The following is a 19391-nucleotide window of genomic DNA, read 5'->3' on the forward strand; positions in this document are numbered from 1 at the left end:
AAAAAGAAAGAAGATGAAGTTTATAGTATCCAGTTCGTATTTGTTAAAACAATTGCAGGTATTAGGTAGTGTTATCAATAGCAGCAACACCTTACCTATTTTGGATAATTTCTTATTTGAATTAGATAACAACCAACTGAGAGTTTCGGCTTCTGATTTGGAGACTACCATGTCTTCTACATTAGAAATTGATTCTACCAGTCAGGGAAGTGTTGCGGTTCCGGCCAAATTATTGTTGGAAATCCTTAAAACATTCCCGGAACAACCTTTAACTTTTACTGTTGAAGATAATAACACTATCGAAATCAGTTCGAATTCCGGTAAATATGCATTGGCCTATGCACCGGGAGAAGAATTCCCTAAAGCGGTTGTTTTAGAAGAACCTTCATCAACATTGGTGCCAGCTGAAGTATTGGCAACAGCAATCAGCAAAACGATTTTTGCAGCCGGAAACGACGACTTACGTCCGGTAATGTCTGGAGTATTCTTCCAGTTCTCTACTGAAGGTTTGATTTTCGTTGCAACAGATGCTCATAAATTAGTGAAATATGCAAGAACGGATGTAAAAGCATCACAAGCAGCTGATTTCATTATGCCAAAGAAACCTTTAAACATTTTAAAAGGAATCTTAGGAACATCGGATGCGGAAGTTAAAATCGAATACAACGATTCCAATGCAACGTTCTCTTTTGATAATTACACATTGACTTGTCGTTTAATCGACGGAAAATATCCTAATTATGAAGCGGTAATTCCAAAAGAAAACCCGAACAAATTAGTGATGGACCGTTCTCAGTTTTTAAGTTCTGTACGTCGTGTGGCTATTTTTGCTAACAAAACCACACACCAAATTCGTTTGAAAATTGCCGGAGCGGAATTAAATATTTCTGCAGAAGACATTGATTACTCCAACAAAGCTGAAGAGCGTTTGACGTGTGATTACCAAGGTGATGACATGCAGATTGGCTTCAACTCCCGTTTCTTAACTGAGATGTTGACTAACTTACAATCGGATGAAATTCAATTGGAAATGTCGTTACCAAACCGTGCCGGAATCCTTACCCCTGTTGATGGATTAGACGAAGGCGAAACCGTTACCATGTTGGTAATGCCGGTGATGCTTAACAATTAGTAGGCAGTATTCAGTCGCAGTCGGCAGTTAAGTTAAAAACTGATTACTTATTACCGAAAATTGACACTGACCACTCAAAAGTGCTATAACCAACCCTTTTATACCTAAAAACCGCAATCCTGTTATGGGGAATTGCGGTTTTTTATTTTCTTATTAGACGAGTTAGACTTCTTAGATTGTTGGGCTTCTTAGATTCTTAGACCTTTTAGACTGTTCTCTAACACATCACTTCTGCCTTCTGCCTTCTGCCTTCTGAACACTAAATACTGAATACTACTTATCTTCATGAAAAGCCAAGATTGGTGTTTCAATATGGTACGCCAATTTTTGTGTTAAACTGTGAGTAAACAACTCTTCGAAGAAATTGCGTTTTTGCGTTAACATGGCCAGAATATCAATTTCCTGATGTTCTACAAAATCCAGAATGGTTTCTTTTACGTCGTCGTGCGGAATTAAAAAGAACTCAACAGGTTCGTTTTTAAATTCTGATTTCCAGTATTCCATCCCTTCTTCGGTGACTTTAAAACCATGCGTTTTCACTGCTAAACATTTTACGGTGGCGTGCATTTTTTTTGCAATGGCAATAATCCTGTGCAGCGTCATCCGGTCCTGATCTGTGAAAGTAGTGGTAAAACCAATATATTTTATCAATTTAAATTTTGCCTGATTTGGAACACTTAAAAGCGTTACCGGAACATTTACGATGGCATTACCAGTATTGGAACCCAAGAACATTTCCTGTAATCCGGATGCGCCGTTTGTGCCCATTACAATCATGTCTACATGTTCTTCATGGCAAATCTCTTTCATGATACGCACCAAATCGCCGTGACGCAATACATGACTCATTTTTACATCATCCAATTGATATTTCTCGGCTATTTTTCTTAGGTGCGGAATCTGATCTTTAAAGTTCTCAAAATTATTGAGTTCGATAGAATCATAGATTTCAACCAAAGTTACCGGAACTTCACCAAATGAAACCGTAGGCAAATCGTATACATGAAGTACAATAACTTCTGCATCGATTGATTTGGCCATTTTCAGAGCATACACAAACGCGTTATTTGCTGTCTCAGAAAAATCAGTAGGGAAAAGCAGCTTTTTCATAATTGGTTGATTTTTAAATTCTTACATAAAGGTACTAAAAGTCCCGCAAATAAAATCTGATTAATATCAGTTTTACAATTATTTAACCTGACCTGAAAATAAAAACCATTCTCCCGTCACTGACAATTCAAATAACGGTTCCAATTATAGTATGTTGCCTAAACGTTGATTGATAAAATGGGAGTATCAGTGTGAAAGGAGAGTTTTTCTGTGAGACTTCTCGTGAATAGTGTTTTAAAGAAATTACGTTTATGGGCCGGCATCGCAAAAACATCGATATGTTGCCCGTGTATGAAATCCAAAATGGTTTCTTTTACATCGTTATCCGGAATCAGGAAGAAGGTCACAGGCTCTTTTTCGAAGGGTTTTTGCCAATGATCCATTTCAGAAGGCGTTACATTCAGGCTATCCGTTTTGACCGTTATACACTTTACTGTAGCGCCAAACATCGTGGCAAAGTTGACAATTTTCATTAAAGCGACACTGTCTTTCTCACTAAACGTAGTGGCAAAGCCTATGCTTTTTATTCCGGTAAACTGAGCTTCATCCGGAACAGCGAGTACCATAACCGGTAAGGCCGTAATTACGTTGGAAGTGGCAGTGCCCAGGAAAACTTCCAGATTGCCGGTTGCTCCTTTTGTTCCCATTACCACCATATCGATGTGTTCTTGCTGAATTACTTCTTTCATGGCATCCAATAAATTACCATGTTTGAGTACGTGGCTCATTTTAACAGTATCCAGATTGTATTTTTCGGCTAACGTACGAAGGTAAGGTACATAATCTTTAAAGTTCTCAAACTGATCGATTTCCACACTGTTGTAAATTTCAATTAGATTGTCGGGAAGCTGGGTGTAAGTCAGATTGGGTAATTCAAAGACGTGCAGAACCACTACTTCCGCATCGTAAACCCTGGCTAATTTTAAGGCATATACAAAAGCATTGTTGGCGATTTCAGAAAAGTCGGTAGGAAAAAGAATCTTTTTCATAACAATTGATTTTCAGTTATTTATATAAAGTTACCAAATGAAATAAACATAATGTAGTACAAATCAGCTGTTTTAGACTATCTGCAGAAAAAGTGGCTGAGTAGCTGAGTAAGTAGCAAAGTGGCAAAGTAGCTGAGTGAGAAGTTTTTAATTAGTCAATAACTTTACAACTCAATAACTTTGCTACTTTGCTACTTTGCTACTTTGCTACTTTGCCACTTTGCTACTCAGCTACTCAAAACCAAAAAACTTTGTACCTTTGCCGCTCTGTAACTTTGTAACTTAAAATGATTTCACACGATACTATTGTAGCCTTAGCAACGCCTTCGGGAGCCGGTGCCATTGCGGTTATCCGTATTTCGGGTAAAGATGCGATTACTATTGCCGGACAGGTATTTCAGTCGGTTTCCGGTAAAGACATTACCAAACAGAAGACGCATACCCTGCATTTAGGGCATGTTGTGGATGACAACAAGGTTATCGATCAGGTGCTGTTATCGCTTTTTAAAGGAACGAATTCTTATACCGGTGAACCAACTGTGGAGATTTCCTGTCACGGTTCTACCTATATCCAACAACAGATTATTCAATTACTACTTCGTAAAGGCTGCCGAATGGCGCAACCGGGGGAATTTACCCTTCGTTCGTTTTTGAATGGTAAAATGGACTTATCGCAAGCGGAAGCTGTAGCCGATCTGATTGCTTCGGATAATGAAGCCAGTCATCAGATTGCGATGCAGCAAATGCGCGGAGGCTTCAGTAATGAAATTGCCAAACTGCGGGAAGAACTGTTAAACTTTGCTTCGCTGATAGAACTGGAATTGGACTTTGCGGAAGAAGATGTAGAGTTTGCCGACCGTACGCAGTTTCATGATTTACTGAACCGAATTGAGTTTGTACTGAAACGTCTGATTGACTCGTTTGCGGTGGGTAATGTGATTAAGAACGGTATTCCGGTAGCGATTGTGGGTGAACCGAATGTTGGGAAGTCTACCCTACTGAATGCGCTGCTTAACGAGGAACGCGCGATTGTATCCGACATTGCAGGAACCACCCGAGATACGATTGAGGACGAATTGGTGATTGACGGTATCGGGTTCCGATTTATTGATACGGCGGGGATTCGGGATACGCAGGATGTGGTGGAAAGCATCGGTATTAAAAAGACTTTTGAGAAAATGGAACAGGCGCAGGTAGTGGTCTATCTGTTTGACAGTTCAGAATATAAAACACTGGGCGGACAACTGCAAACCGAGATACAGAAGATTAGAAACCAGTTCCCTTTGAAACCTTTGGTTATTATCGGTAACAAAGCCGACAAATTAACTGCTACGGAAGCGGCTGAACTGAAAGCCCTTATCCCTGAAATCCTATTGCTGAGTGCGAAAGAAAAACTGGGTGTGGAGGATTTGAAAGCTCAGTTGTTATCCTTTGTTAATACCGGTGCGTTGCGTAACAACGAAACCATTGTAACCAATACCAGACATTACGATTCATTACTGAAAGCTTTAGAGGAAATCCAGAAAGTACAATGGGGCTTGCAGAGTGGCATTTCTTCTGATTTAATGGCGATTGACATCCGTCAGGCGTTGTACTATTTCGGGGAGATTACCGGGCAGGTTACCAACGACGAATTGTTGGGGAACATCTTTGCCAACTTCTGTATCGGGAAATAATCTGTTAACCTAATTATAGTTTTGAGGGCACTCAAACTCAAGTCAAAAAAGAAGCAGTGAATACAGCGGAACATGGAGGTGTGAACTGGACAATTTGCCAGGAATGTAAAGGACAAGGCAAGAAAAGCCGAAGACTCAGCAAAAAGGTAAGACTCCTTTACCAAAAAGCAACCGAACAATTTGAAAAAACAAAGGGTGAAGGTACAGCTCCGGATCGTCCTAAAGCGCCTTTATACCCCTGCCCGACCTGTTCGGGATCCGGGTTGGTTGCTGCTGCCTGTTCTCCTGCTGTTGACAAAGAAAACTATCCTCATGTTGCTATTATTGGTGCCGGAATTGGAGGGGTTGCGCTGGCAGTAGCCTGTTTGCACCGCGGGATTCCGTTTACGCTTTATGAACGCGACAGTCACTTTGAAGCCCGCTCTCAGGGGTACGGACTCACCTTACAACAAGCCAGTAAAGCCATCGAGGGATTGGGGATTTTCTCGTTGAAAGACAAGGTGATTTCCACACGGCATTTGGTACATACCGTTGAAGGGAAAGTCATTGGAGAATGGGGCACCCGAAAGTGGATGCCGGACGATGTGAAAACAGCACCCAAACGTACCAATATGCATATTGCCCGACAATCGTTGCGGTTAGCACTACTTGAACAGCTTGGCGGAGATGACAAGGTGCAGTGGGGACATCAGTTGGTTGATTTTAAACAAGATAACGATACTCATATAACGCTAAACTTTCAGGTGAACGGAGCGATGAAAACTGCTAAGGTCGATTTGGTAGTGGGCGCCGATGGTATTCGCAGTTCGGTGCGCAGGTTGCTGATTGATGAGGACACTACTCCATTGCGTTATCTTGGCTGTATTGTGATATTGGGTATTTGTCCGTTAAGCGTCCTTGAAGGTGTTGCTAGTCCGCTATTGGATTCGGCTACCATATTTCAAACGGCTAACGGTAATGAGCGCATATATGTAATGCCTTTCACGGCCGACTCGGTAATGTGGCAACTTAGTTTTCCCATGCCTGAAGAAGATGCTAAGGCATTAAGTGCTTTGGGGCCTGAGGCACTTAAGGAAGAAGCTTTCAGAAGAACCCAGTGGCACGACCCTGTTCCTCAGATTGTAGCAGCCACGCTTGATACCCAGATTTCGGGTTATCCTGTGTATGATCGGGAATTGCTTACGCCTGCACTATTAGAGAACAATGGTGCTGTAACTTTACTTGGAGATGCAGCCCACCCTATGAGTCCGTTTAAAGGACAGGGGGCTAATCAGGCGTTGTTGGATGCACTCTCCCTGGCTCGGGGCATTACACGAGGATGCCGACCTTTATCCAATTGGAAAGCCGCCGGAATACGGGAAAGTGTGCTGACGGAGTTTGAACTGGAGATGCTGGAACGTAGTGCAGTTAAGGTGAAAGATTCTGCTGCCGCTGCGGAGTTTCTGCATTCTGAAATTGTACTTCATGAGGGGGATGAACCCCGAGGGCGTTGTTTGAAGCGAAATGACGCTTAAACGATTGCTGTTGCTGTCCTTTCGATTTCCTGTTTGATTTAGGTTTATACCTTATCTCTAATTAGCATCAAAAAAAGAAACAATCAAATTCTGAAAGGCTGTCGTAAATAAAACAATTCCGAAATTATTAAACCCACTAAACTTCCAGCGATGATTAATTCTGTAACGGAATTGCTTTTAAACTTCTACAAAAACCTATTGTAAAAAAGAGTACTCTCAATTAACAAAAAAATACTTTACACTTCCTTAATATATCAACTGTAAGCACTATAAAGGAGTTGTATTAAAGAATCATAAAATGAGGTGCGTAAATAAATCTGCTTTCTCATTCAAATACTGATAACTAATTTTTCTCTGTTTTAATTGTTGTTTGATCTTTACAAAGTCATTCTGATTTTTCAGTTCAATACCCACAACGGCAGGACCACTTTCCCTATTGTTCTTTTTAGAAAACTGAAAGTACGTGATGTCATCATCCGGTCCTAAAACATTATTTACAAATTCTTTCAAAGCACCCGGGCGCTGTGGGAAGTTGACGATAAAATAGTGCTTTAAACCTTCGTATAACAAAGAACGCTCTTTAATTTCTTCGGTTCGGGTAATGTCGTTATTACTGCCACTGACAATACAAACCACATTTTTTCCTTTTATTTCATCCTTATAAAAATCCAATGCGGAAATGGTTAATGCCCCGGCGGGTTCCACAACAATGGCTTCTTCATTGTACAATTGCAGAATGGTTGAACAAATTTTTCCTTCGGGCGCTAAAACAACATCGTGTAAAATCTCCTTACATATGGCAAAAGTTTTATCACCAACCCGTTTTACCGCAGCACCATCCACAAACTTATCGATGTGTTCCAAAGTGGTATTCACACCATTTTTCATAGATGTTTTCATGGAAGCCGCTCCCGCTGGTTCTACCCCTATTATTTTGGTTTTCGGACTTAACTTACTAAAAACCGTACCGATTCCGGCTGCCAAACCGCCACCACCTATAGGAACAAACAAATAGTCGATGGGTTTATTTGCTGATTCCAGCAGTTCCAAGCCGATAGTGCCTTGCCCTGCAATCACTTCTTCATCGTCAAACGGATGGATAAAAACAGCTTGTTTGCTTTCACAAAACTTCCTGGCTTCATAAAAGGCTTCGTCAAACGTATCGCCTTTTAAAACGATTTCCGCTTTTCCCCTCCCAAACAATTTGACTTGCTTTATCTTTTGCTGCGGCGTAGTTACCGGCATAAAAATAGTTGCCTGAATATCCAGTTTATTACATGCAAAAGCAACGCCCTGTGCATGATTTCCGGCACTGGCACAAACCACTCCTTTTTGTTGTTCTTCATTAGTTAACGAAACAATTTTATTATAGGCGCCTCTTAATTTATAGGAGCGAACCGGCTGTAAGTCTTCTCGTTTTAACCAAACCTGAGCGGAAAAAGCTTCGCTCAGGTTTTCATTTTTAACTAAAGGGGTATGAACCGCCACCGATTTTATTCTATCTCGGGCTTGCGCTACTTTTTCTAATAGTATCATTGCTGATTGGGTCTTAATTTACGCACTTGCAATCCGGTTTGCCAAAATTCACTTTCATGGATTTCCTGCAACTCTTTCTGTAATTTTTCACGGTAATCGGGTTTAGAATTGGCTTCGATAACTATTTCCGCTTCTTTTCCGGAAAGTACACTGTCATACAACTCGTTTAAAACAGGTTCTGTAGCGATGCGGAATTTCCCTTTCCAATCTAAAGCCCCGCGTTGTGCTGTAGTAGAACAGTTGGCAAACATCCAATCCATACCGTTTTCGGCTACTAACGGCATCAGACTTTGTGTTAGTTCTTCCACCGTTTCATTGAAAGCTTCACTGGGTGAATGCCCTCGCTCGCGTAACACATGGTATTGCGCTTCAAAGATTCCGGCAATGGCACCCATTAAAACACCACGTTCTCCCGTTAAATCACTATAGACTTCCTTCTGAAAGGTGGTTTCAAACAGATACCCGGAACCGATAGCGATTCCTAAAGCCAAAGCGCGTTCTGTTGCTCGTCCGGTTGCATCCTGATAGACCGCAAAACTGGAATTAAGCCCCTGCCCTTTTAAAAACAGACTTCGTAATGATGTTCCTGAACCCTTAGGCGCCACTAAAAACACATCGATATTCTTAGGTGGTACTATTCCTGTTTTTTCGTTAAAAGTTACTCCAAAACCGTGTGAGAAATAAAGTGCTTTACCATCGGTCAACTGTTTTTTCATGGTATTCCAAGCTTGCATTTGTCCGGCATCAGACAATAAGTTCATTAGGATGGTTCCTTTTTGGCAGGCTTCTTCCACTTCAAAAAGGGTTACCCCTTCTACCCAACCATCAGCTACTGCTTTGCCCCAGCTGGCTGTTCCTTTACGTTGTCCTACAATAACATTGATGCTGTTATCCTTTAAATTCAAAGCCTGTCCCGGTCCCTGCACACCGTAACCAATTACCGCTACGGTTTCATTCTTTAATACTTCCTGTGCTTTGTGTAAGCTGAATTCTTCTCGGGTAACTACATTTTCAAGTACCCCTCCAAAATTGATTGTTGCCATAATTCTATTGTTCTAATTCTTTTAAATAGGTTGATAATTCTTTCATGGGTTTGGTGATTGCGACTCTTCCCGAGCGGGCAAATTCCAATATCCCATGAGGTTTTAATTTTTCAAATAATTGTTGTGTTTCTGCCACATGACCGGTTTTCTCAATTACCATAAACTGAGGGTCAACGGTTAAAATACGAGCATGGTTTTCCCGGATTACCTTTTCCACATCGCCATTGGTTAACCTGCCGCTTTTAATTTTATACAAAGCGATTTCCTGATGTACCACGTCTTGGTCTTCGTGTACAAATACTTTGACGACATCGATTAACTTCTCAATCTGTCCTACTACTTTATCGATTTGTTCCCGATGCGTTCGTAATACAATGGTGTACCGAAACACCCCTTTCACTTCCGATTCCGAGGCGGTTATACTGTCGATATTCAAATGCCTGCGGGTGAAAATAATCGTGATTCTGTTTAGTATCCCGATGCTGTTTTCGGTAAATACCGATACTGTGAATGTTGTTTCCATAGCTGTTCTTTTATATTTATACTAAGCGTATTTCTGAAACTGAAGCCCCGGTAGGCACCATCGGGAAAACATTTTCTTCTTTGGCTACTGCCACTTCCAGCAAATAAGCCCCTTCATGATTGAGCATTTGTTCTAAAGATGCTTTTAAAGCTGTTCGCTCTTCAACCTTCTGAGCTTCGATACTGTAGGATTTGGCTAAGGCTACAAAATCAGGGCTCACCATTTCGGTAAAAGAATAGCGTTTTTCAAAAAACAACTGCTGCCATTGTCGGACCATACCTAAGAATTTATTGTTCAGAATCACTATTTTCACTGCCATTTTACTTTGCAGTATGGTTCCCAGTTCCTGAAGGGTCATTTGAAAACCACCGTCCCCAATGATGGCAATAACCTGTTTATCCGGTGCACCCAACTTGGCACCAATAGCCGCAGGCAACGCAAAACCCATAGTTCCCAAACCACCGGAAGTCACATTGCTCTTGGTTTGATTGTACTGATAATAGCGTGCTGCCATCATTTGGTGTTGTCCGACATCGGTAACGATTACCGCTTCTCCCTGAGTGAGTTCCGAAAGCAAGGCAACTACTTCATCCATTTTTAACTCGTCTGAAGGCATTATTTTTTTGGTATTGGCTAACGTATATAATTCCATGGCTTTGGCTGCTGCAAATTCCTGCAACCAAGCCAGATGTTCTTTTTTCGTTACCAATGCTGTTAACTTTTCTAAGGCTTGTTTAGCATCGGCGTGAACGGCCACATCGGCTTTAATTATTTTGTTGAGTTCTGAAGCATCAATGTCGATATGAATTACCGATGCTTGTTTGGCATAGCGCGAAACATCTCCGGTGACACGGTCATCAAAACGCATTCCCACTGCGAGCAATACATCGCATTCGTTGGTTTTGATATTGGGCGCGTAATCGCCATGCATTCCCAAAAAACCTACATACAACGGATGGTTGTTCGGAAAAGCTCCTAATCCTAAAAGTGTGGAAGCTACCGGTATTCCTGATTTTTCTGCAAATTGAAGCAACTCGTTTTCGGCATTGCTCAGCATAATTCCCTGACCGATCAGCATTAAGGGCTTTTTGGCTTGATTCAGTACTATAGAAGCGGCTTCAATAGCCGGAATTGGAAGTTCCGGTTTGGGCTGATAACTTCTTATTTGCGTGCACTTTTCATACTGAAATGCCATCATTTCAAACTGGGCGTCTTTGGTGATATCGATTAAAACCGGTCCCGGACGTCCTGATTGTGCGATGTAAAAAGCTTTGGCGACAGCAGCGGGTATTTCACTGGCTTTGGTTACCTGACAATTCCACTTCGTGACGGGCATGGAGATTCCGATGACATCGGTTTCCTGAAAAGCATCAGTTCCCAAAAGATGGGAAGCTACCTGACCTGTAATGCAGACTACCGGTGTAGAATCAATTAAGGCATCGGCTAAACCGGTAATTAAATTAGTTGCTCCGGGGCCTGACGTGGCAAACACTACGCCCGTTTTGCCCGAAACCCTTGCGTAGCCCTGTGCCGCATGAATGGCGCCTTGCTCATGGCGTACCAAAATATGATTAACGCTATCGGCATAATCGTATAGTGCATCATAAATGGGCATGATGGCACCGCCGGGATAACCGAATATTGTGTTTACCTCTTCCGCTACTAAAGCTTCTAATACTGCCTGAGCGCCTGTTATTTTTGTTGAGTTCATAGCTTGTATTTAATTATCTGTTACACATCCGGTGGAAGCACTGGAAACACATTGCAGGTATTTGTACAAAACCCCTTTGGTTACTTTAGGCTGTGGTTGTTTCCATAGAGACTTTCTGTGCAATAGTTCCGCTTCTTCCAGTTTTACATTTAGGGTATTGTTTTTAGCGTCAATTGTAATTATGTCTCCGTTTTGCACTAAGGCTATCGTACCGCCTTGGTAAGCTTCCGGTGTGATGTGCCCTACGACAAAACCGTGCGTGCCACCCGAAAACCGACCATCGGTAATTAAAGCAACGCTATTCCCTAAACCGGCTCCCATAATAGCTGAAGTTGGCTTGAGCATTTCCGGCATACCCGGACCGCCTTTGGGGCCACAATACCGTATTACAATGACTTCACCAGGTTGTACTTCTCCATTCCTGATGCCTTCAATCACGGAGTACTCATCATTATACACTCGGGCAGGTCCTTCAAAATAGTCGCCTTCGTTCCCGCTTATTTTGGCTACACTCCCTTTTGATGCCAGATTCCCGAAAAGCATTTGCAAGTGTCCGTTAGGTTTAACCGGTGTTGTTACATCCAGAAACACTCCTTGCCCTTCTTTCAAATCCGGAACTGAAGCGAGGTTTTCTGCTACCGTTTTTCCTGTTACGGTTAAACAATCGCCATGCAGTAAGTGCTGTTGCAGCAGGTATTTCATTACTGACGGAATCCCTCCTGCTTCATGCAAGTCTTCCATCAGATATTTACCACTGGGTTTTAAATCGGCAAGAACCGGAGTGCTGTCACTGATACGCTGAAAATCTTCTAAGGTCAGTTCGATATCTACCGAATGGGCCATGGCTATCAAGTGCATGACTGCATTGGTGGAACCTCCTAAAACCACTACCATAGTCATGGCGTTTTCGAAGGCTTTTTTGGTCATGATGTCTTTGGGTTTGATGTCGTTTTTCATAAGACGCTTTAACGCCTTTCCTGCCAGAAAACATTCTTCTCTTTTTTCCTGACTTAAAGCCGGATTAGAGGAACTGTAAGGCAAACTCATCCCTAACGCTTCAATAGCCGACGCCATCGTATTGGCCGTATACATGCCGCCACAGGCTCCGGCACCCGGACAGGCGTTTTGGATGACGCCTTTATAATCTTCGGGCGTGATGGTATTGTTGATTTTCTTTCCCAACGCTTCAAAGGCAGAAACGATATTTAGGGATTCGCCTTTCCACTTTCCGGAATGGATGGTTCCTCCGTAAATCATGATTGCCGGACGGTTGAGTCGGCCCATGGCCATTATGGAACCCGGCATGTTCTTATCGCAACCCACTACGGCTAATACGGCATCGTACCATTGTGCGTTAACCACCGTTTCTATAGAATCGGCAATGACATCGCGGGAAACTAAGGAAAAGCGCATGCCGTCTGTTCCGTTGGAGATTCCGTCGCTTACCCCAATTGTATTAAAAATTAAACCTACCAAATCCTGATGCTGTACCCCTGCTTTGACTGTTTTGGCTAAGGCATTTAAGTGCATGTTACAGGTATTCCCTTCGTAGCCGGTGCTTACGATTCCTACCTGGGCTTTCTGCATGTCGGCTTCGGTAAGTCCGATGCCGTATAACATGGCTTGTGCTGCGGGTTGGGTTTCGTCCTGGGTTATGGTTTTACTGTAATGGTTTAGTGTTTTCATGTTATTGCCTACTTACTTTTGTTGTTTCTCTGACCAATTTGGAATAGGCTTCCTGCAATTGTTTCCCTAAGGAATTGTTCCAGTCTTTTCGGAATGTTATTTCGTCTACCGATTCAATTCCGATGATTTCGGCAGCTGTTCCGCAATAAAAAGCGCTGTCGGCTTCCCATAAATCTTCCGGGGTGTATGAACCTTGTTGCACTTCAAAGCCAAACTTATCCGCTAACTCCAACACGGTGGCGCGGGTTATGCCGGGTAAGATGTTCCCTAACTTTGGGGTGTACAATATCCCGTCTTTTTCAAAAAAGAGATTGGCTCCCGGTCCTTCGGCCAAGTAACCGTCGCAGTCTAACAACAGGGCTTCGTCGTAACCGTTGTCTTTTGCTTCTGTGGTGGCCAGAATGGAGTTTACGTAGTGTCCGCAAACCTTGGCTTCCACATGCAGGGAACGCGGATGAGGGCGACAATAGGACGAAAGGGTTAAACGCAATTGTTTATCGCCTAAATAAGCGCCCCATTCCCAAGCGCAAATCATTACGGATACTTCGTTGGGTCTGGTCAAGCTCATATTGGGACTGCAAAAAACCAACGGACGAACATAGGCATCGCTTAAATTATTGGCTTTTAACACTTGGTAAGTCGCTTCCACCAATTCGGATACCGACCAATTGAACGGAATTTTCACCAGTTCGCAGGACTTCTTTAGTCGCTCGTAGTGTGCTTCTGCTTTAAAAACCTGGGTGCCGCTTTCAGTTTTGTAAGCACGGATGCCTTCAAAAACGCCATAGCCGTAGTGGAGGGTTTGACTGTACAAATCAGTGACTGATTCGTTTGCTTTTACCATTTTTCCGTTAAGAAAAATTAGGGAGTTGTGGTTGTAGTACATAAAAATTGATTAAATAATGTTACGGATGGAAAACAAAAAAGCCTTTCCCAAATGATGAGAAAGGCTCTGAAAAGTTTAGACAATATCAGCCTGACTCACCCGGGCGGGTAAATAATAATGCTGATAATAATAATTGCGAAAACTGTCATGTTGGTGTAAAATAAAAAAAGCCTCCTGATTTCTCGGGAGGCTTTTTTTTATATATAATTATAAAAACTAGTTACAGCACTCCCCCGCCCTTGCGATAATCGCAATTGCAATACTAATTGAAGGAATGATAACTGTGTTTTTCATTGATTTTTTGTCATTAACGGCACAAATGTAATGGATTTTTTAAAAAAACAAGTCTTTTTTGATAAAAATATGATTTAAGACCTCTCAGCCGCCCTTAAACTATGAATTTAATAATACATCCTAAACCCTAAGGCGTTGCACAAGGCATATTGTTTTTCGAAGAGGGTTTCGGTTATTTCCACTACATCGTCGTATTCCTGAGAAAGGGAGAAATACAGATTGTCCAGTACTGTACTTAAAACCGGTGCGGTGTTGGCATAACCGGAAACGGCTTTGGCGCCCGTAACATCTAAAAAGTACTGAAACGTTTCTTCGTCCAGATCCAATTGCAGGGTGTTGGCGAAATGGACGATTTTGTCTTGTAGCCTGCCTTCGAAAAACTCGGCTATTTCCTCAAAACTGTAATAGTAGTTGTCTATTTTGAGTTCGTTGCTTCTGCCCTCGAATACCAGATAAATAACGGCGTACTCCTTAAAATGGCGGTCTTCATACAACAGGGTACTGATGCCTTCCTCGAACCCTTCGATACTGTCGCAGGTTTTGTATACGTTGGTGATGCCGTATTGGGTAGCAAGGGTTTCGAGTCCTTTAAGAATGGGACTGCTGCCGGGTGTTTCAACATCTGGGACGGATTCTAGGCAGTAGATGTAGTTTTTTTTGGGCATTGTTTTTTTTGCAAAGGTAAGGGTTTCCTTTGTGAGCCTCTGGGTTCGGGAATAACTTTTGTTATGCTGTACGGTGGCTGAGGCACTCGAAGCCACCGGTTCGTGATTTGAAAACGGTTTTGTTATTTCAGTTTTACGGGGAGGGTTTCGAAGTTAATGCCCATGTAGTCGCAGAATTCGTGTATGGTTACGGATTGGTGTTTTTGTTTGTTGTGTACTTTTTTGATGGTGGCAATAATGTTGCGGCATTGTCTTTCGCTTTTTCCGGTGATTTGCTGGATGTCTTTCGGATAGATTATGATTCTGCTCATGGTGTTGTTTTTTGTTGTGTTGTTTTTGACTTGTTTGTGTGTTATTTTCTTTTGCATGGGTTAGCATGGCTTTACCATGGCTTTACCATGGCTTTACCATGGAGTAAGCATGGAGTAAGGATGTTGTTGCTTTTTACCTTTTTCATAGTTGCTTTTTGTTTTTAAATAGGTTTTTTCTTTCGGGATGCAAATATCGTAGGATTTTTATATCAGAAAAGTATTTCTTAAAATTTTTTTCGGCAAAAACGGCAATTTTGGTTCTTTTCGGCAATTTCGGTTGTTTTCGGCAATGGCGGTTTGGGGGTAACTGTTGGTTGTTATAGTATTGCAGCCTATTATTAATCTATTAAAAGAACTTAAAAGTTATGGCAAAAGTTAACAGTATTATCAAGATTGAAGGAACGGTTGAGGATTTGACGTTTTATAAAAAAGACGGGGTGAATTATGTTCGCAGAAAAGGCGGTGTTTCGAAAGAGCGCATTGGTAATGATCCGAATTTTATCCGTACCCGTGAGAACAACAGCGAGTTTGGCCACAGTGGCAGCAGTGGTAAAGTTTTGCGTCGTGCTTTGGGTACGATGGTTTTTAAGGCAAAGGACAGTAAGCTGCAAAGCCGGTTGTTGAGTGTGATGTCGCGCATTAAGAACATGGACGTTCTTTCTCCGAGAGGCAAGCGCAGTGTTAGTGTGGGTTTATCGACTCCGGAGGGCAAACAGGTGTTGCGTGGTTTTAATTTTAATGCCAATGCGATTTTGGACAGTGTGTTGTTTGCGCCGTATGATTTGGATACGAATACCGGCGTAATTATGTTACGGGATATTTTAACCGCCGAACAGGTTTTGTTTCCGCAGGGGGCTACCCATGTGAGTTTTCAGGGCGCGGTTTGTGCTTTGGATTTTGAAACCGAGGTTTCGGAAGTGGCTTACAGTCCGGTGGTGAATTTACCTTTGAACCTTACTCCTACTACGGTTACTTTGACCCCGAGCAGTGTTCCTACGGGTACGGGGCAACAGTTTTTTCTTTTGATGATTTCGTTTTATCAGGAAGTGAATTCAGTGCAGTATTCGCTTAAAAATGAGGAGTATAATGTGTTGACTATTATTGAGGTAGTTTAATGCTGAGTGCTGAGTGGCTGAGTGACTGAGTGACTGAGTGACTGAGTGACTGAGTGACTGAGTGACTGAGTGACTGAGTGGCTGAGTGGCTGAGTGCAAAAATACTGATTTAGATTATAGTTACGTTATTGAGTTTTTTTTTTAAACCCTGTATCTTTTGGTATGGGGTTTTGCCTTATTTGGTGCCTGAGGCTCTCGAAGGGTGGTTCTCGTTTTCTGTCCCTCATTCGGTGCCTGAGGCTTTCGAAGGCAGGTTCTCGAAGCCCTTTTTGTTTTTATGATAAACTTTTTTAAATATCACTAAATTTAGTGATTGTGTAAGTGTTTTTTTATGGTTATGTTTGGAAAAACAAATCAGCCCCTAATGACTAACCAAAACCCCGAACAAATTGCCCGCGATGCTATCGACAAGCAATTGCTTGCGTGTGGGTGGATTATACAGAATAAAACACAAATTAATTTAGCTGCGGGAACTGGAGTAGCGGTGCGCGAGTATCAAACCAATGCCGGACCTGCGGATTATGTTTTGTTTGTGCAGCAACAACCTGTAGGTATTATTGAGGCGAAACGTCCTGAAATGGGGCAAACACTTTCTGTAGTCGAAGAACAAGGGGAAGAATATGCGAAAGCAAAATTAAAATTCCTAAATAATGACCCGTTGCCTTATGTGTATGTAAGCACGGGAGCCATTACCAAATTCACTAATTATAACGACCCAAAACCGCGTTCGAGAGAGGTCTTTAGCTTTCACCGGCCGGAAACCTTATTGCGTTGGGTTAAAGAAGGGAAAACTTTACGAGGCCGTTTATTGGATTTACCGGAATTGCCTCTTGCTAATTTGCGCGACTGCCAAATTGATGCCATCAACAATCTGGAAAAATCTTTTAAAAACTTTAAACCTAAAGCCCTGGTGCAAATGGCTACGGGTTCGGGGAAGACTTTTACCGCAATTACCTTTATTTACCGCTTGCTGAAATTTGCTAAAGCAAAACGCGTTTTATTTTTAGTAGATACTAAAAACTTGGGAGAACAGGCAGAGCAGGAATTCATGGTATACCAGCCTACAGACAGTAATTCCCTGTTTCCGCAACTGCATAATGTAACCCGTCTGCGCAGCAGTTTTATTCCCGATGACAGTGAAGTATACATCAGTACCATTCAGCGGATGTATTCTATCCTGAAAGGAACGGAACTGGAAGAAAGTGCCGAGGAATTAAACCCTTACGAATTTGTGCAGACCAAAGAACCAATGCCTGTGGTTTACAACGAACGGGTTCCTGTTGAGTTTTTTGATTTTATCGTAATTGACGAATGCCACCGTAGTATTTACAATTTGTGGCGTCAGGTGCTGGATTATTTTGATGCATTTCAGGTAGGCTTAACGGCCACACCGGATAACCGTACTTTCTCCTATTTTAACGGAAATGTGGTATCGGATTACGGGTATGAAAAAGCAGTGATTGACGGCGTGTTAGTGCCTTATAACGTGTTTACCATAGAAACCAAAATTACCAAAGAAGGTGCTGCCATAGCTTTGGGTGAAAAAGTTGATAAACGCGAACGGTTAACAAGACGCAAGTTTTGGGAAACCGTTGATGAAGATATCGCCTATAGTGGCAAACAATTAGACAAAGACATTGTTAATCCCAGTACAATACGAAGTATTATCAGAGCCACCAGAGATAATTTACCCGTAATGTTTCCCGACCGCTTTGATAAAGACGGTCATTTTGAAGTGCCTAAAATGCTGATTTTCGCCAAAAGTGACAGTCATGCGGAAGACATTATTGAGATAGTACGGGAAGAATTTGGAGAAGCAAACAAGTTCTGTAGAAAAATCACCTATCAGTCTAAAGAAGACCCGAAGAGTATTTTAAGTGAGTTTCGTAATAGTTATTACCCACGCATTGCCGTTACGGTAGATATGATTGCCACCGGTACCGATATCCGACCGTTGGAGGTTTTACTGTTTATGCGGGATGTAAAAAGTAAAAGTTATTATGAGCAAATGAAAGGAAGAGGTACCCGTACCTGTACTTTAGACGAATTGCGAAAAACCGGAACCCCTACAGCAAAATACAACAAAGACCATTTTGTAATAATCGATGCCATTGGCGTAGAGAGTTCCCAAAAAACCGACAGTCGTCCTTTGGAAAAACAACCGGGTATGTCTTTAAAAGACGTCCTGCAAACGGTAGCCATGGGGAACCGTTCGGAAGAGATACTGACTACTTTAGCCAACCGTCTGATTCGTTTAGACCGGCAGATAAACCCTAAAGAACGGGAGAAATTCAGTGCGTTAGCCAACGGACTGGAAGTAAAACAAGTGGTGCAAAAGCTCTTGAATGCTTACGACCCTGATACAATAGAACAAATCAGAACATCGGTTTACGAACAGCATAAAGGTGAAGCTCCTACCGTATTGGAAGCTAAAATTGAGGAACAACACCGTGCATTAATTGACAAGGCCATTACGGAGTTTCATAATCCTGAACTTCGCAATTATATTGTTGATGTACGCAAGAAGTATGACCAGATTATCGACACGTTAAACATAGACGAAGTACATAAAATTGGCTGGGTGGCCGATGTAAACGAGCAAGCCCAAAGCAGTGTTGCCGCCTTTGAACAATGGGTGCAGGAAAACAAAGACGAAGCCTTAGCCCTGCAAATTTTTTATGGGGAACCTTACCGCAGAAGGGAGCTCACCTATAAAATGATACGCGATTTGTATGATAAACTGATATTGGAACAACCTACCCTACAACCTGCCAAACTTTGGGATGCTTACGCTACTATGGAAGATGAACAGGACAAAGGTAAATTTGTACAGCGCATGCCAAGAAGCGAAAAACCGAAACAGGATCTGGTTTTACTGGTATCGGTATTGCGTAAAGCGTTGCGTATTGATGAATATTTGAACGGGTATGACAAAACCGTAGACAGGAACTTCCAGGATTGGGCTTTTAAAAAGCAAGCCGGAGCGAATATAAAATTTACCGAAGAGCAAATGCAATGGCTCCGCATGATTAAGGATTATATTGCCAACTCTTTCCATTTGGATACCGAAGACTTTGAGCTGAACCCGTTTAATGCCCATGGTGGTTTAGGGAAATTTTATCAACTGTTTGGTAACCAATATATAGAGATTATTGATGAATTAAATGAAGTTTTAGCGGCGTAAACCCTAAATTTGTACA

15 protein-coding genes are annotated in these 19391 nt (G+C 42.1%); 5 read left to right on the forward strand and 10 right to left on the reverse strand.

Annotation, left to right across the window (positions count from 1 at the left end):
* Positions 1 to 13 precede the first annotated feature (13 nt).
* Positions 14 to 1132: a DNA polymerase III subunit beta gene (gene dnaN, locus FCR2A7T_RS11840; RefSeq protein ID WP_023571537.1), complete on the forward strand. Its 1119-nt coding sequence runs from the start codon at positions 14 to 16 to the stop codon at positions 1130 to 1132.
* Positions 1133 to 1405: 273 nt separating this feature from the next.
* On the opposite strand, the gene FCR2A7T_RS11845 is transcribed toward dnaN, so the two are convergent.
* Entirely contained in the window at positions 1406 to 2242 is an 837-nt protein-coding gene (locus FCR2A7T_RS11845) for a universal stress protein (RefSeq protein WP_023571538.1), read from the reverse strand.
* A 158-nt stretch (positions 2243 to 2400) separates the two neighbouring features.
* Positions 2401 to 3231, reverse strand: a complete 831-nt coding sequence (locus FCR2A7T_RS11850; RefSeq protein WP_023571539.1) for a universal stress protein — start codon at positions 3229 to 3231, stop codon at positions 2401 to 2403.
* A 287-nt stretch (positions 3232 to 3518) separates the two neighbouring features.
* Between FCR2A7T_RS11850 and mnmE the strand changes: the two genes are divergently transcribed.
* Together mnmE and FCR2A7T_RS11860 are read left to right on the forward strand one after the other, a co-directional pair.
* Positions 3519 to 4907 carry a tRNA uridine-5-carboxymethylaminomethyl(34) synthesis GTPase MnmE gene (gene mnmE / locus FCR2A7T_RS11855; RefSeq protein WP_023571540.1) on the forward strand — a complete coding sequence of 463 codons (1389 nt, stop codon included), beginning with the start codon at positions 3519 to 3521 and terminating at the stop codon, positions 4905 to 4907.
* A gap of 56 nt (positions 4908 to 4963) precedes the next feature.
* A complete protein-coding gene (locus FCR2A7T_RS11860) occupies positions 4964 to 6421 on the forward strand; it encodes an FAD-dependent oxidoreductase (protein WP_023571541.1) in 1458 nt (485 codons plus the stop codon).
* 291 nt (positions 6422 to 6712) lie between these two features.
* Here FCR2A7T_RS11860 and ilvA read toward each other — a convergent pair whose 3' ends face one another.
* From ilvA to FCR2A7T_RS11900, 8 genes are all read right to left on the reverse strand, one after another.
* Positions 6713 to 7957 (reverse strand): threonine ammonia-lyase IlvA, encoded by a 1245-nt coding sequence (gene ilvA, locus FCR2A7T_RS11865; protein WP_035118343.1) that lies wholly within the window; start codon positions 7955 to 7957, stop codon positions 6713 to 6715.
* Positions 7954 to 9000: a ketol-acid reductoisomerase gene (gene ilvC / locus FCR2A7T_RS11870; protein ID WP_023571543.1), complete on the reverse strand. Its 1047-nt coding sequence runs from the start codon at positions 8998 to 9000 to the stop codon at positions 7954 to 7956. Before ilvC ends, ilvA begins: the two co-directional genes overlap by 4 nt.
* Positions 9001 to 9004: 4 nt before the next feature.
* Positions 9005 to 9523 (reverse strand): acetolactate synthase small subunit, encoded by a 519-nt coding sequence (ilvN, locus tag FCR2A7T_RS11875; protein ID WP_023571544.1) that lies wholly within the window; start codon positions 9521 to 9523, stop codon positions 9005 to 9007.
* Between the two features lie 16 nt (positions 9524 to 9539).
* Positions 9540 to 11234 carry a biosynthetic-type acetolactate synthase large subunit gene (ilvB, locus tag FCR2A7T_RS11880; protein WP_023571545.1) on the reverse strand — a complete coding sequence of 565 codons (1695 nt, stop codon included), beginning with the start codon at positions 11232 to 11234 and terminating at the stop codon, positions 9540 to 9542.
* 9 nt (positions 11235 to 11243) lie between these two features.
* Positions 11244 to 12920 carry a dihydroxy-acid dehydratase gene (ilvD, locus tag FCR2A7T_RS11885; RefSeq protein ID WP_023571546.1) on the reverse strand — a complete coding sequence of 559 codons (1677 nt, stop codon included), beginning with the start codon at positions 12918 to 12920 and terminating at the stop codon, positions 11244 to 11246.
* 1 nt (position 12921) lies between these two features.
* Positions 12922 to 13806: a branched-chain amino acid transaminase gene (locus tag FCR2A7T_RS11890; protein WP_023571547.1), complete on the reverse strand. Its 885-nt coding sequence runs from the start codon at positions 13804 to 13806 to the stop codon at positions 12922 to 12924.
* A 401-nt stretch (positions 13807 to 14207) separates the two neighbouring features.
* Positions 14208 to 14765: a DUF6642 family protein gene (locus tag FCR2A7T_RS11895; protein ID WP_023571548.1), complete on the reverse strand. Its 558-nt coding sequence runs from the start codon at positions 14763 to 14765 to the stop codon at positions 14208 to 14210.
* Between the two features lie 122 nt (positions 14766 to 14887).
* Positions 14888 to 15076, reverse strand: coding sequence for a hypothetical protein (locus FCR2A7T_RS11900; protein WP_035118542.1), 189 nt, complete (start codon positions 15074 to 15076; stop codon positions 14888 to 14890).
* Between the two features lie 365 nt (positions 15077 to 15441).
* Here FCR2A7T_RS11900 and FCR2A7T_RS11905 point away from each other — a divergent pair, with 365 nt between their 5' ends.
* Together FCR2A7T_RS11905 and FCR2A7T_RS11910 are read left to right on the forward strand one after the other, a co-directional pair.
* Positions 15442 to 16191 (forward strand): hypothetical protein, encoded by a 750-nt coding sequence (locus tag FCR2A7T_RS11905; protein WP_023571551.1) that lies wholly within the window; start codon positions 15442 to 15444, stop codon positions 16189 to 16191.
* Between the two features lie 364 nt (positions 16192 to 16555).
* Positions 16556 to 19375, forward strand: a complete 2820-nt coding sequence (locus tag FCR2A7T_RS11910; protein WP_023571552.1) for a type I restriction endonuclease subunit R — start codon at positions 16556 to 16558, stop codon at positions 19373 to 19375.
* Positions 19376 to 19391 lie beyond the last annotated feature (16 nt).

Source organism: Flavobacterium cauense R2A-7, assembly GCF_000498475.1.
Classification (GTDB): domain Bacteria; phylum Bacteroidota; class Bacteroidia; order Flavobacteriales; family Flavobacteriaceae; genus Flavobacterium; species Flavobacterium cauense.